Origin of the sequence: Micromonospora solifontis (assembly GCF_003725545.1) — a bacterium.
GTDB classification, from domain to species: Bacteria; Actinomycetota; Actinomycetes; order Mycobacteriales; family Micromonosporaceae; genus Micromonospora; species Micromonospora solifontis.
In genome coordinates this window covers 1-21,957 of the sequence record NZ_RJLN01000021.1, presented here as the reverse complement: position 1 = coordinate 21,957, position 21,957 = coordinate 1, and the positions used below count along the sequence as shown (strand labels likewise).

The following is a 21,957-nucleotide window of genomic DNA, read 5'->3' as shown; positions in this document are numbered from 1 at the left end:
CCGTGGGCAGAGCGGCCGGTGTCACCCCTGACCGGCCCGAGACCCGATGGGGCTGACATGGCCAACGCCACCGACCACCTCTGGATGCACTTCACCCGGATGGCCAGCTACTCCGCCGGCGAGGTACCGACGATCGTGCGCGGCGACGGCGCGTACGTCTGGGACGCGCAGGGCCGCCGCTACCTGGACGGACTCGCCGGGCTCTTCGTCGTCAACGCCGGCCACGGCCGGACCGAACTCGCCGAGGCGGCCGCCAAACAGGCCGGCGAACTGGCCTACTTCCCGCTGTGGTCGTACGCCCACCCGACCGCGATCGAACTCGCCGAGAAGGTCGCCGCGCTGGCCCCCGGCGACCTGAACCGGGTCTTCTTCACCACCGGCGGTTCCGAGGCCGTCGAGGCGGCCTGGAAGCTGGCCCGGGCCTACTTCAAGCGCACCGGCAAGCCCACCAAGTACAAGGTGGTCAGCCGGTACATCGCGTACCACGGCACCTCGATGGGGGCGCTGTCGATCACCGGCCTGCCCGGCATCAAGACCGACTTCGAGCCGCTGGTGCCCGGTGGCATCAAGGTGCCGAACACCAACTTCTACCGCGCCCCCGAGCACGGCGACGACCCCGAGGCGTTCGGCCGCTGGGCCGCGGACGAGATCGGGCGCGCCATCGAGCGGGAGGGCCCGGACACCGTTGCCGCGGTCTTCCTGGAGCCGGTGCAGAACTCCGGCGGCTGCTTCCCGCCACCGCCCGGCTACTTCCAGCGGGTCCGGGAGATCTGCGACGCGTACGACGTGCTGCTCGTGAGCGACGAGGTGATCTGCTCCTGGGGCCGGCTGGGCGAGTACTTCGGCGCCACCCGGTACGGCTACCAGCCCGACATCATCACCACCGCCAAGGGCATCACCTCCGGCTACGCCCCGCTCGGCGCGATGATCGCCAGCGACCGGCTGATGGAGCCGTTCCTCAGCGAGACCGGCATGTTCGCCCACGGCGTCACCTTCGGCGGCCACCCGGTCTCCTGCGCGGTGGCCCTGGCCAACCTGGAGGTCTTCGCCCGTGAGAACCTGGTCGGGCACGTCCGGGCCAACGAGGGCGCCTTCCGGTCCACCCTGGAGAAGCTCACCGACCTGCCGATCGTCGGCGACGTCCGGGGCGACGGCTACTTCTACGGGATCGAGCTGGTCAAGGACAAGGCGACCCGGGAGACCTTCGACGAGGCCGAATCGGAGCGGCTGCTGCGCGGCTTCCTCTCCACCGCGCTCTTCCAGGCCGGGCTCTACTGCCGCGCCGACGACCGCGGCGACCCCGTGGTGCAGCTCGCCCCGCCGCTGATCGCCGGGCAGCAGCAGTTCGACGAGATCGAGCAGATCCTGCGTACCGTGCTGACCGAGGCATGGTCGCGCCTCTGACCGGCGGCGCGGGCACCGACCGGACCCGGGTACGCCGCCTGCCCGACCTCGCCGTGCACGACCGGCAGAGCCTGCACGCCGTGCTCGACGCCGGCCGGGTCGGCCACCTGGCCATCGTCGATCAGGACCAGCCGTACGCGCTGCCGGTCGCGTACGCCCGGGACGGCGAGCGGGTGCTGGTGCACGGCTCCACCGGGAGCCGGCTCTTCCGGCACCTTGCCGCCGGCGCCCCGGCCTGCCTCACCGTCACCCTGCTCGACGGCCTCGTCCTGGCCCGCAGCGCCTTTGAGTCCTCGATGAACTACCGCTGCGCCATGGTACTCGGCCGGCTGGTCACGCTGGACGGCGCGGAGAAACTGACCGCCCTGGAACGCCTCTCCGAACACCTGCTCCCCGGGCGCTGGGCGCAGATCCGGCCGCCGTCGGCCAAGGAACTGGCCGCCACGCTGGTGCTCGCCCTGCCGCTCGACGAATGCTCGCTGAAGATCAGCGCCGGCCCGCCCGACGACCCGGAGGACGACCTCGACCTGCCGGTCTGGGCCGGGGTGGTACCCGTCGTCGAGGCGTACGGCACCCCGCAGCCCGATCCACGGCTGCGCCACCAGCTGCCCGCACCGGAGTGGTGATGCGCTACCAGGAGCTGTCGTACTGGTTGTCCAGTCTGGACGAGCCGCTCACCCCGCGGCCCGGGCTGCCCGGTGACACCGACGCCGACGTGGTGATCGTCGGGGCCGGCTACACCGGGCTGTGGACGGCCTACTACCTCGCCGCGGCGGATCCGAGGCTGCGCGTGGTGGTGCTGGAGCAGGAGATCGCCGGGTACGGCGCCTCCGGGCGCAACGGGGGCTGGTGCTCCGCGCTCTTCCCCACCTCGCTGCCCGCGCTGGCCCGCCGGCACGGCCGGGACCGGGCGCTCGCCATGCACCGGGCCATGCGGGAGACCGTCGGCGAGGTGGGCCGGGTGGTCGCCGCCGAGGGCATCGACTGCGACTGGCGGGCCGGCGGCACGGTGGTGCTGGCCCGCACCGAGGTGCAGCTCGGCCGGGCCCGGGCCGCCGCCGCCGAGGCCCGCGAGTACGGGCTCGCCGACACCGACCTGGTGCTGCTGGACGCGGCCGAGGCCGCCGCCCGCTGCCACGCCGACGGGGTACGCGGCGGCACGTACACCCCGCACTGCGCCGCGGTGCACCCGGCGAAACTGGTCCGCGGCCTGGCCCGGGCGGTCGAGCGCCGGGGCGTACGCGTCTTCGAGCGGACCCCGGTGACGGCGCTGCGCCCGGGTGCGGCGGTGACCCCCGCCGGGGTGGTCCGCGCGCCGGTGGTGGTCCGGGCGACCGAGGGGTTCACCCCCGCGCTGCCCGGCCAGCGGCGGGTCGTGGCGCCGGTCTACTCGCTGATGGTGGCGACCGCGCCGCTGCCCGAGCCGGCCTGGGCGGAGATCGGCCTGGCCGAACGGGAGACCTTCTCCGACTACCGGCACGTCATCATCTACGGCCAGCGCACCGCCGACGGCCGGCTCGCCTTCGGCGGGCGGGGCGCCCCGTACCACTACGGCTCCCGGGTCCGGCCCGGCTTCGACCGGGAGCCCCGGGTCTTCGCGGCGCTGCGCCGGGTGCTCGGCGAACTCTTCCCGGTGCTCGGGCCCGAGGTGCCGGTGACGCACACCTGGGGCGGGCCGCTCGGCGTGGCCCGGGACTGGGCCGCCTCGGTGGGCCTGGACCGCTCGACCGGTCTCGCCTGGGCCGGCGGCTACGTCGGTGACGGCGTCGGCACCAGCAACCTGGCCGGCCGTACCCTCGCCGACCTGATCCGGGGCGCGGACAGCGACCTGACCGCCCTCCCCTGGGTCAACCACCGCTCCCCCAGCTGGGAACCCGAACCCCTACGCTGGCTCGCCGTCAACGCCGGCCTCAAGGTGATGTTCTCCGCCGACGAGGCCGAGGCGCGCACCGGCCGCCCCTCCCGCCGCGCCGCCGCCTTCTCCCGCCTCCTCGGCCACTGACCCGCACTCGCGCCCGCATCCAACGCGTTGATCATGAAGTTGGCGGCGTTTTCGATCTCGCTGACCGCCGTCAACTTCATGATCAACGGCAGCGAAGGGCGGCGGGTCAGTGGTTGGGGGGGATGACGCGGAGGTGGCCGCGGCGGCCCTGTTGGGGGGCCGGCTGGGCGGTCGGGTGCTCGGCGTCCGTGGGAGGGCGTGGGGGTGCGGGACGGGCGGCTTCGCGCACGGCCTCGGCCAGGGCGACCAGGTCGTCGGTGGTGGGCGGCGGGGGCTCGAACTCGCCCTCGTGCCGCACCACGTCCCAGCCCCGGGGCGCGGTCAGGTTACGCGCGTGCGGCTCGCAGAGGTCGTACGTGTGCGGCTCGGCGAAGGCCGCCAACGGGCCCACCACGGCGGTCGACTCGTTGTAGACATAGGTCAATGTGGCGACCGCTTGCCGGGGGCAGCCGTTACGGGAGCAGCGCCGTGGTGACCTCACGGCGGCAGGGTATCCCCATTACCGGGTCCGGCGCACCGCTTCGCGTTACGACACGCCCGTCATGGTGATCACAATTCGTCCGATCGGATCACCGGCGCGCCGCCGCGGCGGCGCAACGACGGGCAGCCAGGTGGGGCGGGCTACCCTTTGCGTCATGACGAGCCCGGAGAACCGCCGCCCCGGCTCCGGCCGGCGCAACCACCGCGACCGCCACGGTCGCGGCCTGCGCGGGCGGCTGGTGCCGGCCACCGTACCGCTGGCCCGGACCAAGGCCGAGGTCTTCGACGACCTGGTGCTGGACACGGTCGAGACCCTGGAGCGCCGGTTCGCCAAGGAGTTGGCCGGCGTCGAGTTCGCCGTCGAGGACGTCCCGCCGGATTTGAACGTCTACGACTCGGACGTGCTGGAGGACGGCGAGGTGCCGCTCGCCCGGCTGCTGCCCGGCCGGCCCGGCCGGCAGGAGGTGCCGCCGCGGATCGTGCTCTACCGGCGGCCGCTGGAGTTCCGGGCGATGGACCGCGAGGACCTCGCCGATCTCGTGCACGACGTGATCATCGAGCAGGTGGCGAACCTGCTCGGGGTCGACCCCGACGAACTGGCCTGAGCCGGCCCCCACCGGCTCGGCCCGTCAGCCCGGGCCGGGCGGCCCCCACCGCCCCGGCCCGGTACGCGTCAGGCGGCGACCCGCCGCTTGAGCTTGCGCCGCTCCCGCTCGGAGAGCCCGCCCCAGATCCCGAACCGCTCGTCGTGGCCGAGGGCGTATTCCAGGCATTCCGTCTTGACTTCACACCGCGAGCAGATGCGCTTCGCCTCGCGGGTCGAGCCGCCCTTCTCGGGAAAGAACGCCTCCGGATCGGTCTGCGAGCAGAGCGCCCGCTCCTGCCACTCCGGCGCGTTTCCGAGCAGGTCGGCCACCTCGAGCTGGCCGTCCATCAAATGCCTCCTTGTCGCGCACCGGCGTCATCGCCGCTGCAACCCCCCACGCGAAAGGCGTGCTTGTCCGTCCGGTCACGATTTGTTGCGTTCCGTGCGAACAACCCCATTCAAATTACACGCGTGTAATGCGTGCGCCGTCAAGCCAAACTTGATAATGGAGTCGCCCTCCCGACACGTCAGGGCCGGCCATCCGGGCCGCCCGAGCCTCGCAACCTGCCCTATCGATTCAGACCCCGGACGAGTAACGCCCTCTCCGGCGAGTTGCCCCAGATTTTCGCCGTGGCGCACCCCGGCACGGACCCGCCCGGCGGCCCCGGTGGAGGCTCCGGCGGGCCGCACCCGGGCGGCCGTCGCAACACCGTCCAAGATCAGCATGTAATGGGGGAAAGGTTAACCCGGCTGGCGCGCAACCGCCCGTCGAGCGCCGGAAACGCCGACCGCGCCCCGTCCACCAGGCGGACGGGGCGCGACGGCGACTGCGCGTACGGTCAGCTCACTGTCGAGGGCGAGCTGGGCGGCCAGACGAATTCGGCGACCGCGCCACCGGTGACGGAGATCGCTCCGGCCGGTGTGGAATCGTCCCACCAGACGGTATAGAGACCCGCCTCCAGGTCCGGGTACACGGCACTGTGGAAGACCCCGTCCCGGACGTGCCGCTCGCGTACGGCCGAGTGGGTGCGCGGCCCGTCGTCGTCCACCCGGCTGATCTCGATCTCGCGGCCGTGCAGCTCACGTCCGGTGTAGATGATCAGTGCGCCCGAGTCGCCGCCCAGGTCGAGCACGACGCTACCGCTCTCCGACGGTCCCAGGGTGTGCTGGTGCTGGTGCACGGCCGGCCCCTCTCTCAGGACTTCTTCGCCGGCGGGTTGTCGAACCCGTCGTACGGGGTACCGAGGAACGGGAAGTCACCGAGGAACGGCGCGGTCACGTCGGCCGCGCTGAGCCCGGGGGTGACCGCGGCGGCCGCGGCGTCCGGCTTGAAGGTCTTGTCCACCAACGGCACGGTGAGGCCGGCGATCGCCCGCAGCGCGATGCTGACCACGTCGTCGCCGACCCGCCGGCCGTTGGGGAAGCCGGCCAGATCGCCGCCGAGCACGCCGAACCGGTCCGGCTTGCGGTTCGGCCGGATGGCGGTGTTCAGCCGCAGCATGTCGGCCTGCACGTCGCCGGTGGTGTTGGCGAACCCGTCGATCAGCCCGGCCGGGATGCCGGTGAGCAGGATCGCCACCAGGTCGGCCCGGGGCTTCTTCGACTTGTTCAGCGCCTCCAGGTTGGGGAAGACGCCCGGATAGAGCGCGGGCAGCAGGGCCGCCAGTTCGGGGTGCTCGACGAACTGCGCGAACCGCTTGTCCTCGGTGGGCGGCAGGCTGTTCCACAGGTCCTTTCTGGACATCGGCACGACGACCTCGTTGAACAGCGGGTTCCCCAGCCGGGAGACCTGCGTGAACGGGCCCGCGACGGTGTCCGCGGCCACCCGGTCACCGAGCACCCGGACCTGCTGGCGGGACGCCGTGGTCCACACCCCGATCGTCGAGGCCCGGTCGGCGTAGCCGTACCGGCTGGCCTTGCGGCGCACCGTGCTCAACGGCACCTGCACGGCGATGCTGTGCACGTTGGTCCGGTCCAGCGCGTTGACCGGCTGCCCCTCGGTCTTGAATATCTTCTTGCCGGCGACGTGCAGCTGCTGGAACGGCCGGAGCGTGCCCAGGTCGAAGATGGCGCCCAGGTCGACGAAGAAGCCGTCCGCCCGCTGCCCGGCGAAGACCTTCTCCCCCGTCGACAGCCGGTACGTGGCCTGCCGGACCAGGTCGTGGTATTTCGGGGTGGAGAGCGGACCCACGTTGCACGGCGGGCAGGGCAGTTTGTGGGCGAGCACCCGCTCCCGACCGTCCGCAACCCGGGTCAACCGGTAGAACTGCCGCCGGTTCCAGTTCTTGCTGTCCAGCGACTCGATCGGCCCGGTGTTGTAAAGAAAGCTGTTCGGATTCGTGATCTCGGTGGTGAATTCGAAGCGATACGTGACATCCGGATAGCCGTCACCGTCGTTGTCGATGTGAATCTCGTACCGGACGTCGTCGCCGAACTCGAAGAAGTTCGGGCCGCCGGACGGGAGCTGCACCGGCACGTAGTTGGCGATCAGCGTCACCGTGTCCGGGTGGTCGGGACTGACGAACGCGTACAGGTCGGAACTGTCGGCCACCGGATCCTTGGCTATCTCCGGGGCTTCGCGGTGAGAGGACATGGCGGACCACACCTTCGTCGAAAGAGAAGAGGTCGAGGGGAAGAACCGGGCGGGTCAGCGTCGACCGGCGGCGCGTACCAGCCGGTCCGCCAGGGCCCGGTCGCGCACCTGGATCCGGGTCGTGCCGACGAAGACGTCCATCGCGCCGGAGGCCGCGTCGCGCAGGTGGACCACGATCGGCTCGTTCCGGCGGCCCGTGCTGGGCGTGTTCTGTGCGGCCGACAGGCCCGGCACGGTGAGGGCGGCGGCGCCCAGGGTGGCGCTCGCGGCGGCGGTCAACGTCTGCCGGCGGGTCAGTCGCGGCCAGGGCCGCTTCCGCTGATCACTGGTCATGGGCAACCTTTCCGGGCCGGCGCCGCAGCGCCCGCGGTGGGCCGGAGACCCGGACGCCGCCGGGTGCTCCGCGGGAGTCACCGGCGGCGGCCCTCGCCGCAACCGCCGCCGGCATCCACTGGTACGGCCGGCGGCGGGGAAAGGTTCGACGTCAGGCGCGAGCGTGACCGTACGCGGTCGTCCGCTTGCGGGCCGGCCGGCCCGCCGCCGCCGCGATCGCCCGGAGCTGCTCCTCGGTCCGGGCCGAGCCGTTGCCCGACCCGGCCATCCGGGAGATGGTCTCCTCCATCAGGGTGCCGCCCAGGTCGTTGCAGCCGTCCCGGAGCATCGCCGCGGCGCCGTCGTCGCCGAGCTTCACCCAGGAGCACTGGATGTTGGCGATCCGGCCGTGCAGCAGCAGCCGGGCCATCGCGTGCACCACCCGGTTCTCCCGCCACGTCGGCCCGGGGCGGGCGATCCCGGCCAGGTAGATCGGCGCGTTGGTGTGCACGAACGGCAGCGCCACGAACTCGGTGAAGCCGCCGGTGCGGTCCTGCACCCCGGCCAGCACCCGGAAGTGGGCGAGCCACTGGCCGGGGTGGTCCACGTGGCCGTACATCATCGTGGAGCTGGACCGGATGCCCAGCTCGTGCGCCGTGCTGACCACCTCGACCCAGGCGGCGGCCGGCAGCTTGCCCTTGGTGAGCACCCAGCGCACCTCGTCGTCGAGGATCTCGGCGGCGGTGCCCGGGATGGTGTCCAGCCCGGCCTCGCGGAGCTGGAGCAGCCACTCCTTCACCGGCACGCCCGCCTTCGCCGCCGCGGTGACGATCTCCATCGGGGAGAACGCGTGCACGTGCATCCCCGGCACCCGGGCCTTGATCGCGCGGACGATGTCGGCGTACCCGGTGACCGGCAGCTTCGGGTCGATCCCGCCCTGCAGGCACACCTCGCCGGCGCCGGCCGCCCACGCCTCCTCGGCCCGGTCGGCGATCTGGTCCAGGGAGAGCCGGAACGCGTCCGCATCGCTCTCCCGCTGTGCGAACGCGCAGAACCGGCAGCCGACGTAGCAGACGTTGCTGAAGTTGATGTTGCGGTTGACCACGTAGGTGACGTCCTCGCCGACCGCGTCCCGGCGGACGTCGTCGGCGATCCGGCACAGCTCGTCCAGCGCCGGCCCGTCGGCGCCGAACAGCGCCAGCGCCTTCGCCTCGTGCGCCGCCGCGAGCAGCGCCGCCGGGTCGTCCGCGGCCAGCCGCAGGCCCGCGCGCAGCTCGGCGTCCGCGGTGGTCGCGGTGCCGCTTCCGGGTACGCGCGCCCCGGCGGCGACCTTGTCGGCGACCTCGGTCCAGTCGCCGTAGACGCTGTCGAAGTCGCCCCGGCGGTCCCCGGTCCGGCCGGTGGTGTCGATGGTGGCGTGCAGGTCGGTCCGCCCGCCGAACACCTCCTCCGGCTCCTGCCAGGGCCGGCCCGCCGGACGGGCCGCCTCGACGGCCAGCCCGGTCTCCGGGTCGGCGAGGGCGGTGACGTGCGGCAGCAGGCGCGGGTCCAGCCACGGATCGCCGGCCCGGACGTACTCGGGGTAGACGGTCAACCGCTCGCGCAGGGTGAAGCCGGCCCGCGCGGTACGCCGGGCCAGCTCGTCGAGCTGCGGCCAGGGGCGCTCCGGGTTGACGTGGTCCGGGGTGACCGGCGAGACGCCGCCCCAGTCGTCGATGCCGGCCCGCAGCAGCAGGTCGTACTCCCCCTCGATGAGGTTCGGCGGTGCCTGGACGCGGGCCTTCGGGCCGAGCAGGATCCGGGCCACCGCGACCGTGGCCGCCAGGTCGTGCAGTTCCGCGTCGGGCATCCCGCGCATCGCGGTGTCCGGCTTGGCCCGGAAGTTCTGCACGATCACCTCCTGGAGGTGGCCGTACTCCCGCATCCGCCGGCGGATCGCGAACAGCGCGTCCACCCGCTCGGCCAGGGTCTCCCCGATGCCGATCAGGATGCCGGTGGTGAACGGCACGCCGACCCGGCCGGCGTCGTCGAGCACCCGGAGCCGGACGGCCGGCTCCTTGTCCGGGGAGCCGAAGTGCGGGCCACCCGGCTCGGCCCACAGTCGGGTCGCGGTGGTCTCCAGCATCATCCCCATGCTCGGCGCCACCGGCTTGAGCCGCTGCAGCTCCGACCAGGACAGCACGCCCGGGTTAAGGTGCGGCAGCAGGCCGGTCTCCTCCAGCACCGCCACCGCGCAGGCGCGCAGATAGTCGAGGGTGGAGTCGTAGCCCCGCTCGTCCAGCCACCGCCGGGCCGCCGGCCAGCGCTCCTCCGGGCGGTCACCGAGGGTGAACAACGCCTCCTTGCACCCCTGCGCGGCACCCGCCCGGGCGATCGCGAGGACCTCGTCCTTCTCCAGGTACGCGGCGGGCAGCCGGTGCGGCACCGTGGCGAAGGTGCAGTAGTGGCAGCGGTCCCGGCAGAGCCGGGTCAGCGGGATGAACACCTTCTTGGAGAAGGTGACCACGCCCGGGCGGCCCGCCTCGCGCAGCCCGGCGTCGCGCACCTCACCGGCGATCCGGAGCAGCTCGTCCAGTGCGTCGCCGCGCGCGGTCAGCAGCGTGCTCGCCTCGTCGACGTCCAGCGCCCGCCCCGTCGCGGCCCGGCGCAGCGCCCGCCGGACACTCGCCTCCGTCGGAGCGGGCTGGGTGCGATCAACCATCCGTCCAGCCTAGGCGCTGAACCACCCGCACCGACCCCCGGTGGCGCCCGCTCACGTCGGCGCCCGCTCACGTCGGCGCTCGCTCACGGCGACGCCCGCTCACGTTGGCGCTCGCTCACGTTGGCGCTCTTACACGGAAAGAGTGGCCTCCCGGCGTCGGGAAGCCACTCTTTCCGTGAATCAGTCGTCTCGGTGCGCAGCCGCGCAGTCGCGGGGCGCGCGCAGTCGCGGCGGCGCGGGGAGGGTCAGCGGGGGTGGTTCGGGTCGTCCCGGTCGAAGCGCTGGGTGCGGTCACTGTCCTGCGGGGCCGGCTGGCCGAACTCCGCCGGCTGGCGCGGGATGGCCTGGGTCGGGTCCGCCGACGGCGGCTGGCCGAACGGCGGAGCCGGGTGCGGGGCGCCGAACGGAGGCCCGGACTGCGGGGCGTGCGGCGGGGCGGTGTTGAACGGCGGTGCCGACTGCGGCGACCCGTACTGGCCGGGCACCGGGTGCCCGCCCGGCTGGTTCGGCTGGCCACCGGGGACGTACCCGCTCTGGCCCGGTGCCGGGTAGCCGGTCGACTGGCCGGGGGCCGGGTAGGCGGCCGGCTGGCCGGGGTAGCCGCCCGGCTGCTGCGGCCAGCCCGGCTGGGGCTGCCCGTACACGCCGGGCTGCGGCTTGGGCCTCGGTACGTGGTGAAGCCGGCGCCAGATGGTGAACACCACGAACGCGGCGATCCCGAAGATGGCCAGCCAGGCCACCCGGGTGAGCAGGCCGAGGAACGCGTCCAGTACCTCGGCGGCGGCGAGCCGACCGACCAGCCAGATCAGCAGGGTGAGCGCGCCGAACAGGGCAGCGAACGCGTACTCGCCGAGGGCGGCCTGAGTGATCAGCTTCGCCTTGGGCAGCGCCGGGCGTACGTGGGTGGCGAGCAGCACGGCCAGCACCGGCAGCACGGCGGACTCGACGCCGACGAAGGCGAAGAAGGTGCTTCCCGCGCGGCTGCTGAACGTGCTGTAGTCGTCCATCGGCACCAGCAGCCGGAGCAGGCCGACGAAGAGCAGCACGGCGTTCGCGCCGAGCAGGACGAGCGCGGCCAGTTCGCGCAGTGGCTTGGTCACCTGGCTGGCCTGCGTCGCGTCGGCGGACGCGGGCTCGGCGGGGCTGGTCACGAACTCCCCCTGGGGACGAAAACGGACAGTTGCCGACGTGAGCCTAGTCGCACCGGGCACCGGCCGATCGACGGCCGCGCGTGCGGGAGGATGGACGCCATGCGCATCGTGGTTCTGACCGGCGGCATCGGGGGCGCCCGGTTCCTGCTCGGCGTCCGGGCGTACGCCCGGGAGGTGGGGGCCGAGGTGACCGCGGTGGTCAACGTCGGCGACGATCTGCTGTTGCACGGGCTGAAGGTCTGCCCCGACCTCGACAGCGTGATGTACACGCTGGGCGGCGGCGCCGACCCGGAGCGGGGCTGGGGCCGGGTCGGCGAGACCTGGACGGTCAAGTCCGAGCTGGCGGCGTACGGCGCCGAGCCGACCTGGTTCGGGCTGGGCGACAAGGACATCGCCACCCATCTGGTCCGCACGACGATGCTCAACGCCGGCTACCCGCTGTCCCAGGTGACCGAGGCGCTCGCCACCCGCTGGCAGCCCGGCGTACGCCTGCTGCCGGCGACCGACGACCGCCTGGAGACGCACGCGGTCGTGGATGTCGACGGCGGGCAGCGGGCGATCCACTTCCAGGAGTGGTGGGTGCGCCACCGGGCGCAGGTCCCGACCCACCGGTTCGTCTTCGTCGGCGCCGAGGCGGCGAAGCCGGCGCCCGGGGTGCGGGAGGCGATCGGCGCGGCCGACGTGGTGCTGATCGCGCCGAGCAACCCGGTGGTGAGCATCGCCCCGATCCTCGCCGTGCCGGGCCTGCGCGACGCGGTGGCCGACGGCCCGGCCCCGGTGGTCGGGGTGTCGCCGATCATCGGCGGCGCCCCGGTACGCGGCATGGCCGACCGCTGCCTCGACGTGCTCGGGGTGGAGTGCAGCGCGGCCGGGGTGGGCGGGCTCTACGGTGGCCGGTCGGCCGGGGGGCTGCTCGACGGCTGGCTGGTCGCGCCGGAGGACGAGGGGACGGTGGTGCCGGACGTGACCGTACGTTCGGCGCCGCTGCGGATGACCGACGAGGCGGCCACGGCCACGATGGTCCGGGCCGCGTTGGAGTTGGCGTGAGGCTGGAGATCCTGCCGGTGCTGGGCATCGGCGACGTGACCGAGGGCGACGACCTGGCGGCGGTGATCGCCACCGCCGCCCCGTGGCTGCGCGACGGTGACGTGCTGGTGGTGACCAGCAAGATCGTGTCGAAGGCGGAGGGCCGGCTGGTCGACGTGCCGGCGGACGGCCCCGAGCGGCTCGCCGCCCGGGACGAGGTGCTCGCCGGAGAGACGGCCCGGGTGGTGGCCAGCCGGGGTGCCACCCGGATCGTGCAGACCCATCACGGCTTCGTGATGGCCTCCGCCGGGATCGACGCGTCGAACGTGGACAAGACCCGCCTGGTGCTGCTGCCGAAGGACCCGGACGCGTCGGCCCGGGCGTTGCGGGCGGCGCTGCGCGAGCGGTACCTGGACGTCGCGGTGATCATCAGCGACACCATGGGCCGGCCGTGGCGCAACGGCCTCACCGACGTGGCGCTCGGCGTCGCCGGGATGCCGGCGATCCGCGACCACCGCGGCGAGATCGATCCGTACGGCAACGAGTTGCAGCTCACCCAGCTCGCCGTGGTGGACGAACTGGCCGGCGCCGGTGAGCTGATCAAGGGCAAGTGCGACCAGGTGCCGGTGGCCGTCGTCCGGGGCTACCCGGGGGTTGCGGGCGCCGGGGACGGCGAGGGCGCCCGGGCGCTGGTCCGGGACGCCGAGTTGGACCTCTTCTCGCTGGGCACCGCCGAGGCGAGGGCCGCCGGGCTCCGCGAGGCGGCCACGCTGGCCGACGGCCCCGGCCCGACCGCCGCCGACCCGGCCGCCGTCGACCGGGCGATCGCCGCGGTCACCGAGGTGGTCGCGCCCGGCACGGTCTTCACCCACGTCACCGACGAGGAGGTACGCGCCGGCCTGGTCGCCACCGTGCCCGGCTGGCCCGAGCGGGCCACCGGCCTGGTGCTGGGCGCGGCGCCGACTCCGGTGGACCCGGCGGACCTGGTGCGCTTCGGCGCCGACCTGCAACGGCTGCGGACCGCACTGGCCGCCGAGGGAGTCCCGTCGGCACTCCTTCCGCCGCCGACGGGCAGCACCGCCAGCGCCGCCCTGGCCATCTGACCCGCCCCGCCGGACGCCGTAACCCCGGCGCGGCCCGGCTCCCGGTCCCGACGCGGCCCCGCTCCCGGTGGGTGGGGCGCGGGTCAGGCGTCGAGGACGGCGCGGCCGAGGGGGGTCAGGGTGTGCAGCACGGTGTTGCGGTCACGGTGGCTGACCAGGAGGCCGGCGTTGCGCAGCACGCTGGCGTGCTGGCTGGCCGCGGCGGCGGAGATGCTCAGCCGGCGGGCCACCTCGCCGGTGGTGCAGCCGTCGTCGGCGGCGGCCAGCACGGCGGCCCGGGTCCGGCCGATCAGGGCGGCGAGTGCCTCCCGGTCGCCGTCGTCCGCGTCCCGCGAGGTCGCGAGCCCACCGAGCCGCTCGACCGGGTAGACCAGCACCGGGGGCAGCGTCGGGTCGAGGAGCGCGACCGGGGTACGGGCGCAGAAGAAGGAGGGGACCAGCAGCAGGCCACGGCCGTCCAGGCGCAGCTCGCGGGTGTCCGGATAGTCGAGCACCTCGAGGACGTTGTCCGCCCACCGCATGCTGGGCCGGAGGCTGGCGAGCAGCCCTTCGGGCCCGCCGTCGAGCATGGCCCGGGCCCGCCGAGCCCGGTCGGCCTCGACCGCGGCCTGGATCCGGGACCAGTACGGGGTCACCGCGAACGCCTGGTAGCGCGCCATCGAGTCGGTGAGGTGACGGAGCACCTCGGGCTCACCACGGGCCAGCGCGTCGGCCGGGGAGGGCAGGCTGTTCTCCTCGGCGAGCAGGGTGAGGTCGCGGCGCAGCATGTCGACCGGGGTGCCGCGGACCGCTTCGAGCCCCGCCTCGAACCCGTCCCGGGAGGCGTACGGGGTGAGGAAGTCGGGGAAGTAGCCGCGGGGCGGGTTGAGGGCGAACAGGAGCCGGAACTGTTCGGCGTCGCTCTCGGTACGGAGTGCGCGGGCCACCGCGCGCCGCCACTCGAGCAGCAGCGGCTCCCGCCCGCGGCCCTGAAGCAGGTGCAGGCTGAGGACCAGTTCCCAGACCGGGTCCGCGGCGGGGGCCACCCTGGTCCGCAGGATGTCCTCGCTCGAGAAGATGATCTTCAGCATGGAGCGCTCTCCGGGGCCGGTTGAGGGATTCACCCGCCTCCACCTGGCACTGTACCCGCTGGCACTAATCTCCACTTTTAAGCGTGGGCTGAAAAACCTCGACGGCCCCCGGACGGGTTGGGCAGACTACCGGTGCCCGCCGGGGCCGAGGTGGCAACCCCGGCCCGGGGCTACCGGGAGATCGGGGGCACGGGCGACCGGACGGCACCACGAGGGTCTGCGGCTTGTTCCGCAGGGGTGTCACCGGTCGCCCCCCCCGGGACCCGCCGTCCCGGTCGACCCAGAGCGCCACCCGGTGGTCCTCGTCGGTCACGTAAAAGCAGCTCCCGTCCAGCTCGGCCAGGCCTTCCACGTGATGGAACGGCGCCAGCTCGGCCACCGGCCTCCCCGCCAGACGGCCGTCCGCGGCGGGCTCCCACCGGAAGGCGACGTGCCGCGAGGTCACCTCGCCGCCGTGCGGGTGGTCGTCCAGCAGCACCGAGCCCTTGCCCAGCGCGTCGATCGAGCCGATCACCGCGGCGTATCCACCGTCGGGGGCGGCGGCGATCGCCCGGAAGCCGGTCAGCGTGCCCGGCGGGGTCACCCCGGTCAGCGCGTACGCGCCCACCGGGCGGGGCCAGCCGGAGTCGTCGAACATGTCGGCCACCCCGGCCAGCTCGACCAGGATCGGCTCGCCGTCGGCGGTCACCGGGAAGCGCAGCCCGAGCAGCACCGTACCGGTCGGGGTGAACGCGGCCGCCTCGACGTTGACCGGCAGGTCGTCCTCGGCGAGCCGGGTCGCCCAGCTCTTGGCCCGGGCGGTGCCACGGGCCAGGGTCTCCACGATGAACCGGGCCCGCACCCGGTCCCCGGGCGGCAGCGTGGTCAGGGGCGCGGCCGCGAGCGCGTCGTTGATCGCCCGGTGCAGCCGGAACCGGTTGCGCACCACTTGCACCGGCAGCGTGCCGGCGGCGGCCTCCTCCTCGCGGAACCGGGCCACGAATGCGCGGCGGGGCCGCAGCGGGCCGGCCTTCGAGCCGAAGTGCGAGCCGAAGACGTACACCCAGCCGTCGTGGCGGGCGAGCGCCTCTCCGTCCTCGGTGCGGCCGTTCTCCGGGCCGGCGTCGGCGGCCACGTGCTGCGCGACCCACTCACCGTCGACCCGCTCCAGCAGCAACGCCAGGCAGCGCTCCACCGGCCCCTCGTCCAACACCGTCCAGAAGCCACGCCGGGCGCCGTGGGCCCGCAGCAGCGCCGGGGAACGGACCGGCAACAGGTCGCTGGCCTCGTTGCCGGCCACGACGAACTCCAGGAGTCGCAGGGTCACCCGGCCAGGGTACGGAGCGGGCGCTCGTAGAGTGTCGGGGTGCACACCGACCTGGGAACGTACGCCGACCTGCACGCCGATGCCACCGCGCTGCTGAGCCGCTGGACGGCGACCAGCCCGGCCGCCGCGGCGAACCGGGACCGGACGCTGGAGCTGCTGGCGGCCGGGCCGGTGGCGCTGAGCCGCGCGCACCGGCCCGGGCACGTCACCGCCAGCGCCCTGGTGCTCGATGCGACCGGGGAGCGGGTGCTGCTCTGCCTGCACGGCAAGTTCCGGAAGTGGGTGCAGCTCGGCGGCCACTGCGAGCCGGGCGACCGGAGCCTGGCCGCCGCCGCGCTGCGCGAAGCGACCGAGGAGTCCGGCATCAGCGGCCTGGTGGTCGACCCGGAGCCGATCGACGTGGACATCCACCCGGTCTCCTGCCAGGGCGGCTCGCTGCACTACGACGTCCGGTTCGCCGTGTTCGCCCCGGCGGGGGTGACCGAGCGGGTCAGCGACGAGTCCGAGGCGCTGGGCTGGTTCCCCCCGGACCGCCTCCCCGAACCCCTGGCCCACGCCACCGCCCAGCTCATCGAGCCGGCCCTAGCCACCCTCGCCCGCCACACCACCGCCCAGCCATCTTGATCATGAGGTTGACGGCGATGTGGATCTCCACTGGCGCCGCCAACCTCATGATCGACGGGGGTGGGTCAGATCAGGGCTTCCTCGCCGTGGTCTTTTAGGGTGTCCACGATTTTTTTCACGTCCTGGGCCTGGGCGCGGGGGCAGACCAGCAGGGCGTCCGGGGTGTCCACGACGATCAGGTCGTGCACCCCGACGGTGGCGACCAGGCGGCCGGACTGCGGCACCACCACGGTGCCGGTGGTGTCGTGCAGCAGCACGCCGGGCTTGCCGTCGCCGCCCAGCACCACGTTGCCGTGGGCGTCGGCGGGAAGCACCTCGCCGAGGGTGTGGAAGTCGCCGACGTCGTTCCAGCCGAAGTCGCCGGGCACGGTCGCCACCCGGCCGGCGGTCGCCGCGCCCTCCATCACCGCGTAGTCGACGGAGATCTTCGGCAGGGTCGGCCAGACGGTGCCGAGGACGTCGTCCTGCTCGGGGGTGCCCCACGCCGCGGCGATGGCGGTGATCCCGGCGTGCAGGGCCGGCTGCTGCCGGGCCAGCTCGGCCAGGAACACGTCCACCCGCCAGACGAACATGCTGGCGTTCCAGAGGTGCCGGCCGGAACGGACGTAGGCCTCGGCAACCTCGACGGCGGGCTTCTCCTTGAACTCCGCCACCGGGCGCAGCGGGCCGCCGCCCACCAGGTCACCGGTTTCCAGGTAGCCGTAGCCGGTCTCCGGCCGGGTCGGGGTGATGCCCACCGTCATCAGCAGCCCCTGCTCGGCGCCGACGATCGCCTGCCGGACCACCTCGGCCCACCGCGCCGGGTCGCCGATCAGGTGGTCGGCGGCGAACGAGCCCATCACCGCCGCCGGGTCGCGCTGCGCGATCACGGCCGCCGCCAGGGCGATCGCCGCGCAGGAGTCCCGCGGCGAGGGCTCGACCAGGATGTTCTCCTCCGGCAGGCCAGCCAGTTGCCGGGCCACCGCCGTGACATGCGCGGCCCCGGTGACCACCAGCGTGCGCTCCGGTGTGGTCAGCGGCGCGAGCCGGTCCACCGTCGCCTGCAACAGCGAGGCCGGGGTGCCGGTCAGCGGGTGGAGGAACTTGGGATGGCCGGCACGGGACAGCGGCCACAACCTCGTGCCACTGCCTCCCGCCGGGATGACGGCGTAGAACATCAGCACATCATGCCCGAAGCGGGCGAGCCGCCACGGTTGGTCACGCCCACCCGCAGCCGACGCTCAGGAACGGGCCCGGCTCCATGCGGCGATGTGGACCTCCGCGCTGGACTCCCAGGTGAACTCCTTGGCCCGCTCGAAGCCGGCCTTGGCCAGGGCGAGCCGGCGCTGCTCGTCGTCCAGCAGGGCGGCCAGGTCGGTGGCGATCTGGTCCGGGTCCTCGCTGGTGTACGCCACCGCGTCGCCGCCCACCTCCGGCAGCGAGAGTCGCGGCGTGGTCAGCACCGGGGCCGCGCAGGCCATCGCCTCCAGGATCGGCAGGCCGAACCCCTCGCCGTACGACGGGTAGGCGGCGACCAGGGCGCCGCCGAGGAAGCCCGGCAGGTCGGCGTAGCGGAGGTAGCCCGGGCGGAGCAGCCGCAGGTGTGAGGGGACCTCGGCCACCGCCCGGTCGATGTCGTCGTCGTGCCCCTGGCCACCGGCGATCACCAGGGCCGGCGGGTTCTCCCGGTCGGCCACCGCGCGCGCCCAGCCCCGGATCAGGTTGGGTACGTTCTTGCGCGGCTCCTTGGCCCCGAGGAAGGCGATGTAGCTGCTGCTGCCCAGGCCGAGGCGGGCCCGTACCCGGGCCTTCTCCTCCTCGCCCGGGGCGTGGAAGGCGGTCTGGTCGACCCCGTGGTACGCCACGTCGATCCGGGTCGGGTCGGCGTCCAGCAGCCGGATCAACTCGTCCCGGGTGGCCTTGCTCGGCACGATCACCCGGTCGGCCCGACGCAGCGAGGTCTTGATCGCGCTGCGGAAGAACGTCCGGCGGGACTTGTCGTAGTGCTCCGGCTCGGTGAAGAAGGTCGCGTCGTGCACGGTGACCGTCACCGGGCAGCCGGGCCTCAGCGGGCAGGTGTAGAACGGCGAGTGCAGCACCTCGGCGCCGACCTGCTGGGCCAGCAGCGGCAGCCCGGTCTGCTCCCAGGCGAGCCGGGCCGGCCGGTGCGCGACCGCGGCCGGGGCGGGGACGACCTCGGCCCCGGGCAGCATCCGACGGTACCGCTCGAGGTCGGTGCGGAGACTCACCACGACCAGGTCCAGGGCGGACCCGCAGACGCCACCGAGCGCGCCGAGCAGGCCGTCGACGTATCTACCGACGCCGCCACGGTCGGCGGGGACACTCGTGGCGTCGATGAGCACGCGGGGCGGGCGACCGGCGGTCACGGGGCGACTCCTCAGGCTGGCGGGTCTGTGGGGAACAACACTGTCGGCAAGCCTACGCCGGGCCCGGGTCCCGACGCTGACTGCGACCCGACGGTACGCCGACTTGTCGTTGTCATCGAGTACGGACCCCGACGGCGTATCGTTCGCGCCGATGGCCGACAACATTGCCCGGGTGTTCGCCGACGCGATCGCGACCGATCCCACCCGACCGCTGCTGACCTGGTACGACGACGCCACCGGTGAGCGCACCGAACTGTCCGGCGCGACCTGTGCGAACTGGGTGGCCAAGACGGCCAACCTGCTCGTCGACGAGGTGGCGCTCGCCCCCGGGGACACGGCCGGCGTGCTGCTGCCCCCGCACTGGCAGACCGCCGCCGTGCTGCTCGGCTGCTGGTCGGCGAAGCTGACCGTGGTCGACGCGCCGGGCGATGTGGACGTGATCTTCGCCGCCGCGTCGAAGGTCGGCGAGGCGGACCGGTGGTCGGCCGGTGAGCGGTACGTGCTGGCGCTGGACCCGTTCGCCCTGCCGATGCGGGAGGTGCCGGCCGGGTTCACCGACTTCGTCCCGGCGGTACGCGGGCACGGCGACCACTTCACCGCGTACCCGGCGGGTGGCGAGGCGGACGCGGCGCTGCTCGCCCGCGCGGAGGCTCGGGCCGCGGAGCTGTGCCTCACCCCCGGCGACCGGATCCTGGTGGACACGACCACCTACCCCGACCGGGTCGACTGGCTCCTCGCCCCACTGGCGGCCGGAGCCACCATCGTCGCCTGCGCCAACCTCGACCCGTCCCGCCTCGACTCCCGCACCGCCGCTGAAAAGGTCACCCGCACCCTGGCCTGACCCACCCCGCGAGTTCGGCGATCTTGCACTTGCTGTGCCCCCATAAGGGACGTTTGCCGCAGAACGGCAACCCAAAGTGCAAGATCGCCGGTGTGGGGGGGGTCAGGGTCAGGCGGGGGTGGGGTTGTTGGTGGGGGCGCGGCGTTGGGCCAGGGCGGCGAAGGCCGTCAGGGAGTCGGGGTTGGCGAGGGCGCCCTTGGCGGCCGCGCGGTCGACCGGGGTGCCGGTGAGGATCTTCTTGACCGGGACCTCCAGCTTCTTCGCGCTCAGGGTGCGCGGGACGGCGCGGACCTGGTGGATCTCGTCCGGCACGTGCCGGGGCGACAGGGCGGTACGCAGCTCGCGGCAGATCTTCTTCCGCAGCTCGTCGTCGAGTTCGAGGCCCTCGGCGAGCACCACGAAGAGCAGCAGCTCGCCGGCCCCGCCCTGGTCGTCCTCCAGGTGCACGACCACCGAGTCGACCACCTCGTCGAGCCCCTCGACCACCGAGTAGAACTCGGCGGTGCCCAGCCGGACGCCGCCCCGGTTCAGGGTGGCGTCGGAGCGGCCGGTGATCACGCAGCCGCCCCGCTCGTTGACCGTGATCCAGTCGCCGTGCCGCCAGACGCCCGGGTAGACCTCGAAGTACGCCTCCCGGTAACGGGCGCCCTCGGGGTCGTTCCAGAAGCCCACCGGCATGCTCGGCATCGGCTCGGTGATCACCAGCTCGCCCAGCTCCCCGATCACCGGGGTGCCGTCGGCCGAGCGGGCCTCGACCTTGGCGCCGAGCGCCCGGCAGGCGATCTCCCCGGCGTACACCGGCAGCAGCGGCACCCCGCCGACGAAGCCGGTGCAGACGTCCGTGCCGCCGGAGAGCGACTGGAGCTGGAGGTTGTCGCCGACGTTCTCGTACACCCAGGTGAAGCCCTCGACGGGCAGCGGCGCGCCGGTCGAGCCGACCCCGCGCAGCGCGGACAGGTCGGCGATCGCCTTCGGCACCAGGTTGGCCTTGCGGCAGGCCAGCAGGAACGGCGCGGAGGTGCCGAAGTACGTGGTGCCGGTCTCCGCGGCCAGCCGCCAGAGCGCGCCCAGGTCCGGGTGGCCCGGGTTGCCGTCGAACAACACGATCGTCGCGCCCACCGCCGGTCCGGAGACCAGGAAGTTCCACATCATCCAGCCGGTGGTGGTGAACCAGAAGAACCGGTCGGACGGGCCCAGGTCGTGGTGCAGGGCCAGCATCTTGAGGTGCTCCAGCAGGATGCCGCCGTGGCCGTGCACGATCGGCTTCGGCAGGCCGGTCGTGCCGGAGGAGTAGAGCACGTAGAGCGGGTGGTCGAACGGCACCGGGGTGAAGGTCAGCGGCTCGTCGGTCTCCGCCGCCAGCTCGGCCCAGGAGATCGCGCCCGCCGGTGCCGCACCGGACGGGTCGAGGTACGCGATGCCGACGGTGTGCGCCAGCGACGGCAGCGCGGCCCGGATGGCGGCCACCTCGCCCCGGCGGTCCACCGGCTTGTCGCCGTACCGGTAGCCGTCCACGGCGACCAGCACCTTCGGCTCGATCTGCTGCCACCGGTCGGTGACGCTGCGGGTGCCGAATTCGGGGGCGCACGAGGAGAAGATGGCACCCAGGCTGGCGGTGGCCAGCAGCAGCACGAAGGTCTCCGGGATGTTCGGCGCGTACGCGGCCACCCGGTCGCCCTGCCCGACGCCGAGCCGGCGCAGTCCGGCCGCCACCCGGCGGACCTGCTCGCGCAGCTGTCCGGCGGTCAGCGTCTCGGGCGCGCGGGTCTGCCCGTACGCGATCACCACCGGGTCGTCGTCGCCCCGGCCCGGCATCCGCAGCACGTTCTCCGCGTAGTTGAGCGTCGCGCCGGGGAACCACCGGGCGCCCGGCATGGCCCGGTCGGCCAGCGTGGCGGTCGGCGGGGTGTGGGCGACCACCTCGAAGTAGTCCCAGATCGACCGCCAGAACCGGTCCAGGTCGGTCACCGACCAGCGCCACAGCGCGTCGTAGTCGGCGAACTCCAGCCCCCGGTGCTCGGCCAGCCAGCGCAGGTAGTCGCCGATCCGGGACCGCTCACGCACGTCGGCCGGCGGCGTCCACAGCATGTCACCCACTGCTCCACCCTCCCTGAGGCCCCGTCACGACACTGTGCATGGGCCGTGGCGCCATCTTGCCCTACCTTGCCTGGCCATTGTCCGCACCGGGTGCCGCCGAGGGGGCGTGGCCGCCCCACACCCCGCACCTTCAGGTTGTGTGGACCGGTGCAAGGAAGGGCCCCTTCTTAACGCCTGGCGGGGGTAAAGGGCCCCTTCCTAACACCTCGCACCACGCCGGCCGCCTGCTCAAGATCGCCGGCTGTTAACCGGGGCTCCCTGCTCTAACGGAGGCGTTAAGAAGGGGCCCCTCCTT

At 73.4% G+C, this 21,957-nt stretch carries 19 protein-coding genes and 1 pseudogene; 8 read left to right on the top strand and 12 right to left on the bottom strand.

Features of this window, described 5'->3' with window-relative positions:
- The first annotated feature begins 57 nt into the window (after positions 1–57).
- From EFE23_RS10115 to EFE23_RS10105, 3 genes are read left to right on the top strand one after another with little or no spacing between them, the layout of a single operon-like run.
- Positions 58–1,404: an aspartate aminotransferase family protein gene (locus tag EFE23_RS10115; protein WP_123240635.1), complete on the top strand. Its 1,347-nt coding sequence runs from the start codon at positions 58–60 to the stop codon at positions 1,402–1,404.
- Positions 1,389–2,030 carry a pyridoxamine 5'-phosphate oxidase family protein gene (locus EFE23_RS10110; RefSeq protein ID WP_123240634.1) on the top strand — a complete coding sequence of 214 codons (642 nt, stop codon included), beginning with the start codon at positions 1,389–1,391 and terminating at the stop codon, positions 2,028–2,030. The genes EFE23_RS10115 and EFE23_RS10110 overlap by 16 nt, the downstream gene beginning before the upstream one ends.
- A complete protein-coding gene (locus EFE23_RS10105) occupies positions 2,030–3,406 on the top strand; it encodes an NAD(P)/FAD-dependent oxidoreductase (RefSeq protein ID WP_199736999.1) in 1,377 nt (458 codons plus the stop codon). Before EFE23_RS10110 ends, EFE23_RS10105 begins: the two co-directional genes overlap by 1 nt.
- A gap of 106 nt (positions 3,407–3,512) precedes the next feature.
- Here the strand turns inward: EFE23_RS10105 and EFE23_RS10100 are convergent, their stop codons facing one another.
- Entirely contained in the window at positions 3,513–3,887 is a 375-nt protein-coding gene (locus EFE23_RS10100) for a DUF3499 domain-containing protein (RefSeq protein ID WP_123240633.1), read from the bottom strand.
- 154 nt (positions 3,888–4,041) lie between these two features.
- On the opposite strand from EFE23_RS10100, the gene EFE23_RS10095 reads away from it, so the two are divergent.
- The gene (locus EFE23_RS10095) at positions 4,042–4,491 is read left to right on the top strand and encodes a metallopeptidase family protein (RefSeq protein ID WP_123240632.1); all 450 of its coding nucleotides are present in this window, start codon (positions 4,042–4,044) and stop codon (positions 4,489–4,491) included.
- Positions 4,492–4,559: 68 nt separating this feature from the next.
- Here EFE23_RS10095 and EFE23_RS10090 read toward each other — a convergent pair whose 3' ends face one another.
- The 6 genes from EFE23_RS10090 to EFE23_RS10065 all read right to left on the bottom strand — a co-directional run bounded on the left by EFE23_RS10090 (position 4,560) and on the right by EFE23_RS10065 (position 11,229).
- Entirely contained in the window at positions 4,560–4,820 is a 261-nt protein-coding gene (locus EFE23_RS10090) for a WhiB family transcriptional regulator (protein WP_013284161.1), read from the bottom strand.
- Between the two features lie 491 nt (positions 4,821–5,311).
- A complete protein-coding gene (locus EFE23_RS10085; protein WP_199736998.1) occupies positions 5,312–5,653 on the bottom strand; it encodes a phospholipase in 342 nt (113 codons plus the stop codon).
- Between the two features lie 14 nt (positions 5,654–5,667).
- Positions 5,668–7,065, bottom strand: coding sequence for a DUF4331 domain-containing protein (locus EFE23_RS10080; protein WP_123240631.1), 1,398 nt, complete (start codon positions 7,063–7,065; stop codon positions 5,668–5,670).
- 54 nt (positions 7,066–7,119) lie between these two features.
- Complete coding sequence (locus tag EFE23_RS10075) at positions 7,120–7,398, bottom strand: hypothetical protein (protein WP_123240630.1); 279 nt, start codon at positions 7,396–7,398, stop codon at positions 7,120–7,122.
- 151 nt (positions 7,399–7,549) lie between these two features.
- On the bottom strand, positions 7,550–10,078 hold the full coding sequence (locus EFE23_RS10070; protein WP_123240629.1) for a bifunctional FO biosynthesis protein CofGH: 2,529 nt from the start codon (positions 10,076–10,078) through the stop codon (positions 7,550–7,552).
- 245 nt (positions 10,079–10,323) lie between these two features.
- On the bottom strand, positions 10,324–11,229 hold the full coding sequence (locus tag EFE23_RS10065; protein WP_123240628.1) for a hypothetical protein: 906 nt from the start codon (positions 11,227–11,229) through the stop codon (positions 10,324–10,326).
- Positions 11,230–11,328: 99 nt separating this feature from the next.
- Between EFE23_RS10065 and cofD the strand changes: the two genes are divergently transcribed.
- Positions 11,329–12,276, top strand: a complete 948-nt coding sequence (gene cofD / locus EFE23_RS10060) for a 2-phospho-L-lactate transferase (protein ID WP_123240627.1) — start codon at positions 11,329–11,331, stop codon at positions 12,274–12,276.
- Entirely contained in the window at positions 12,273–13,358 is a 1,086-nt protein-coding gene (locus EFE23_RS10055) for a coenzyme F420-0:L-glutamate ligase (protein ID WP_123240626.1), read from the top strand. Before cofD ends, EFE23_RS10055 begins: the two co-directional genes overlap by 4 nt.
- A gap of 83 nt (positions 13,359–13,441) precedes the next feature.
- Here the strand turns inward: EFE23_RS10055 and EFE23_RS10050 are convergent, their stop codons facing one another.
- Both EFE23_RS10050 and EFE23_RS10045 read right to left on the bottom strand, forming a co-directional pair.
- Positions 13,442–14,428 carry a helix-turn-helix domain-containing protein gene (locus EFE23_RS10050; protein WP_123240625.1) on the bottom strand — a complete coding sequence of 329 codons (987 nt, stop codon included), beginning with the start codon at positions 14,426–14,428 and terminating at the stop codon, positions 13,442–13,444.
- A 277-nt stretch (positions 14,429–14,705) separates the two neighbouring features.
- Positions 14,706–15,734 (bottom strand): annotated as a pseudogene (locus EFE23_RS10045) (hypothetical protein); the annotation flags it as partial.
- Between the two features lie 39 nt (positions 15,735–15,773).
- Between EFE23_RS10045 and EFE23_RS10040 the strand changes: the two are divergent.
- Positions 15,774–16,358, top strand: a complete 585-nt coding sequence (locus EFE23_RS10040; protein ID WP_123240624.1) for an NUDIX hydrolase — start codon at positions 15,774–15,776, stop codon at positions 16,356–16,358.
- 65 nt (positions 16,359–16,423) lie between these two features.
- Here EFE23_RS10040 and EFE23_RS10035 read toward each other — a convergent pair whose 3' ends face one another.
- Positions 16,424–17,515 (bottom strand): mannose-1-phosphate guanylyltransferase, encoded by a 1,092-nt coding sequence (locus EFE23_RS10035; RefSeq protein ID WP_123240623.1) that lies wholly within the window; start codon positions 17,513–17,515, stop codon positions 16,424–16,426.
- Positions 17,516–17,578: 63 nt separating this feature from the next.
- Positions 17,579–18,724, bottom strand: coding sequence for a glycosyltransferase family 4 protein (locus EFE23_RS10030; protein WP_123240622.1), 1,146 nt, complete (start codon positions 18,722–18,724; stop codon positions 17,579–17,581).
- Positions 18,725–18,875: 151 nt separating this feature from the next.
- On the opposite strand from EFE23_RS10030, the gene EFE23_RS10025 reads away from it, so the two are divergent.
- Complete coding sequence (locus tag EFE23_RS10025; protein WP_123240621.1) at positions 18,876–19,565, top strand: TIGR03089 family protein; 690 nt, start codon at positions 18,876–18,878, stop codon at positions 19,563–19,565.
- A gap of 108 nt (positions 19,566–19,673) precedes the next feature.
- On the opposite strand, the gene EFE23_RS10020 is transcribed toward EFE23_RS10025, so the two are convergent.
- Positions 19,674–21,662 (bottom strand): acetoacetate--CoA ligase, encoded by a 1,989-nt coding sequence (locus EFE23_RS10020; RefSeq protein WP_123240620.1) that lies wholly within the window; start codon positions 21,660–21,662, stop codon positions 19,674–19,676.
- Between the last annotated feature and the right edge of the window lie 295 nt (positions 21,663–21,957).

Bases quoted from the DNA above. Each gene is read 5' to 3' on its own strand.
- EFE23_RS10035 (WP_123240623.1), bottom strand. From the start codon at position 17,515: ATGTTCTACGCCGTCATCCCGGCGGGAGGCAGTGGCACGAGGTTGTGG.
- EFE23_RS10050 (WP_123240625.1), bottom strand. From the start codon at position 14,428: ATGCTGAAGATCATCTTCTCGAGCGAGGACATCCTGCGGACCAGGGTG.
- EFE23_RS10105 (WP_199736999.1), top strand. From the start codon at position 2,030: ATGCGCTACCAGGAGCTGTCGTACTGGTTGTCCAGTCTGGACGAGCCG.
- EFE23_RS10115 (WP_123240635.1), top strand. From the start codon at position 58: ATGGCCAACGCCACCGACCACCTCTGGATGCACTTCACCCGGATGGCC.
- EFE23_RS10070 (WP_123240629.1), bottom strand. From the start codon at position 10,078: ATGGTTGATCGCACCCAGCCCGCTCCGACGGAGGCGAGTGTCCGGCGG.
- EFE23_RS10075 (WP_123240630.1), bottom strand. From the start codon at position 7,398: ATGACCAGTGATCAGCGGAAGCGGCCCTGGCCGCGACTGACCCGCCGG.
- EFE23_RS10095 (WP_123240632.1), top strand. From the start codon at position 4,042: ATGACGAGCCCGGAGAACCGCCGCCCCGGCTCCGGCCGGCGCAACCAC.
- cofD (WP_123240627.1), top strand. From the start codon at position 11,329: ATGCGCATCGTGGTTCTGACCGGCGGCATCGGGGGCGCCCGGTTCCTG.
- EFE23_RS10025 (WP_123240621.1), top strand. From the start codon at position 18,876: ATGGCCGACAACATTGCCCGGGTGTTCGCCGACGCGATCGCGACCGAT.
- EFE23_RS10080 (WP_123240631.1), bottom strand. From the start codon at position 7,065: ATGTCCTCTCACCGCGAAGCCCCGGAGATAGCCAAGGATCCGGTGGCC.
- EFE23_RS10090 (WP_013284161.1), bottom strand. From the start codon at position 4,820: ATGGACGGCCAGCTCGAGGTGGCCGACCTGCTCGGAAACGCGCCGGAG.
- EFE23_RS10110 (WP_123240634.1), top strand. From the start codon at position 1,389: ATGGTCGCGCCTCTGACCGGCGGCGCGGGCACCGACCGGACCCGGGTA.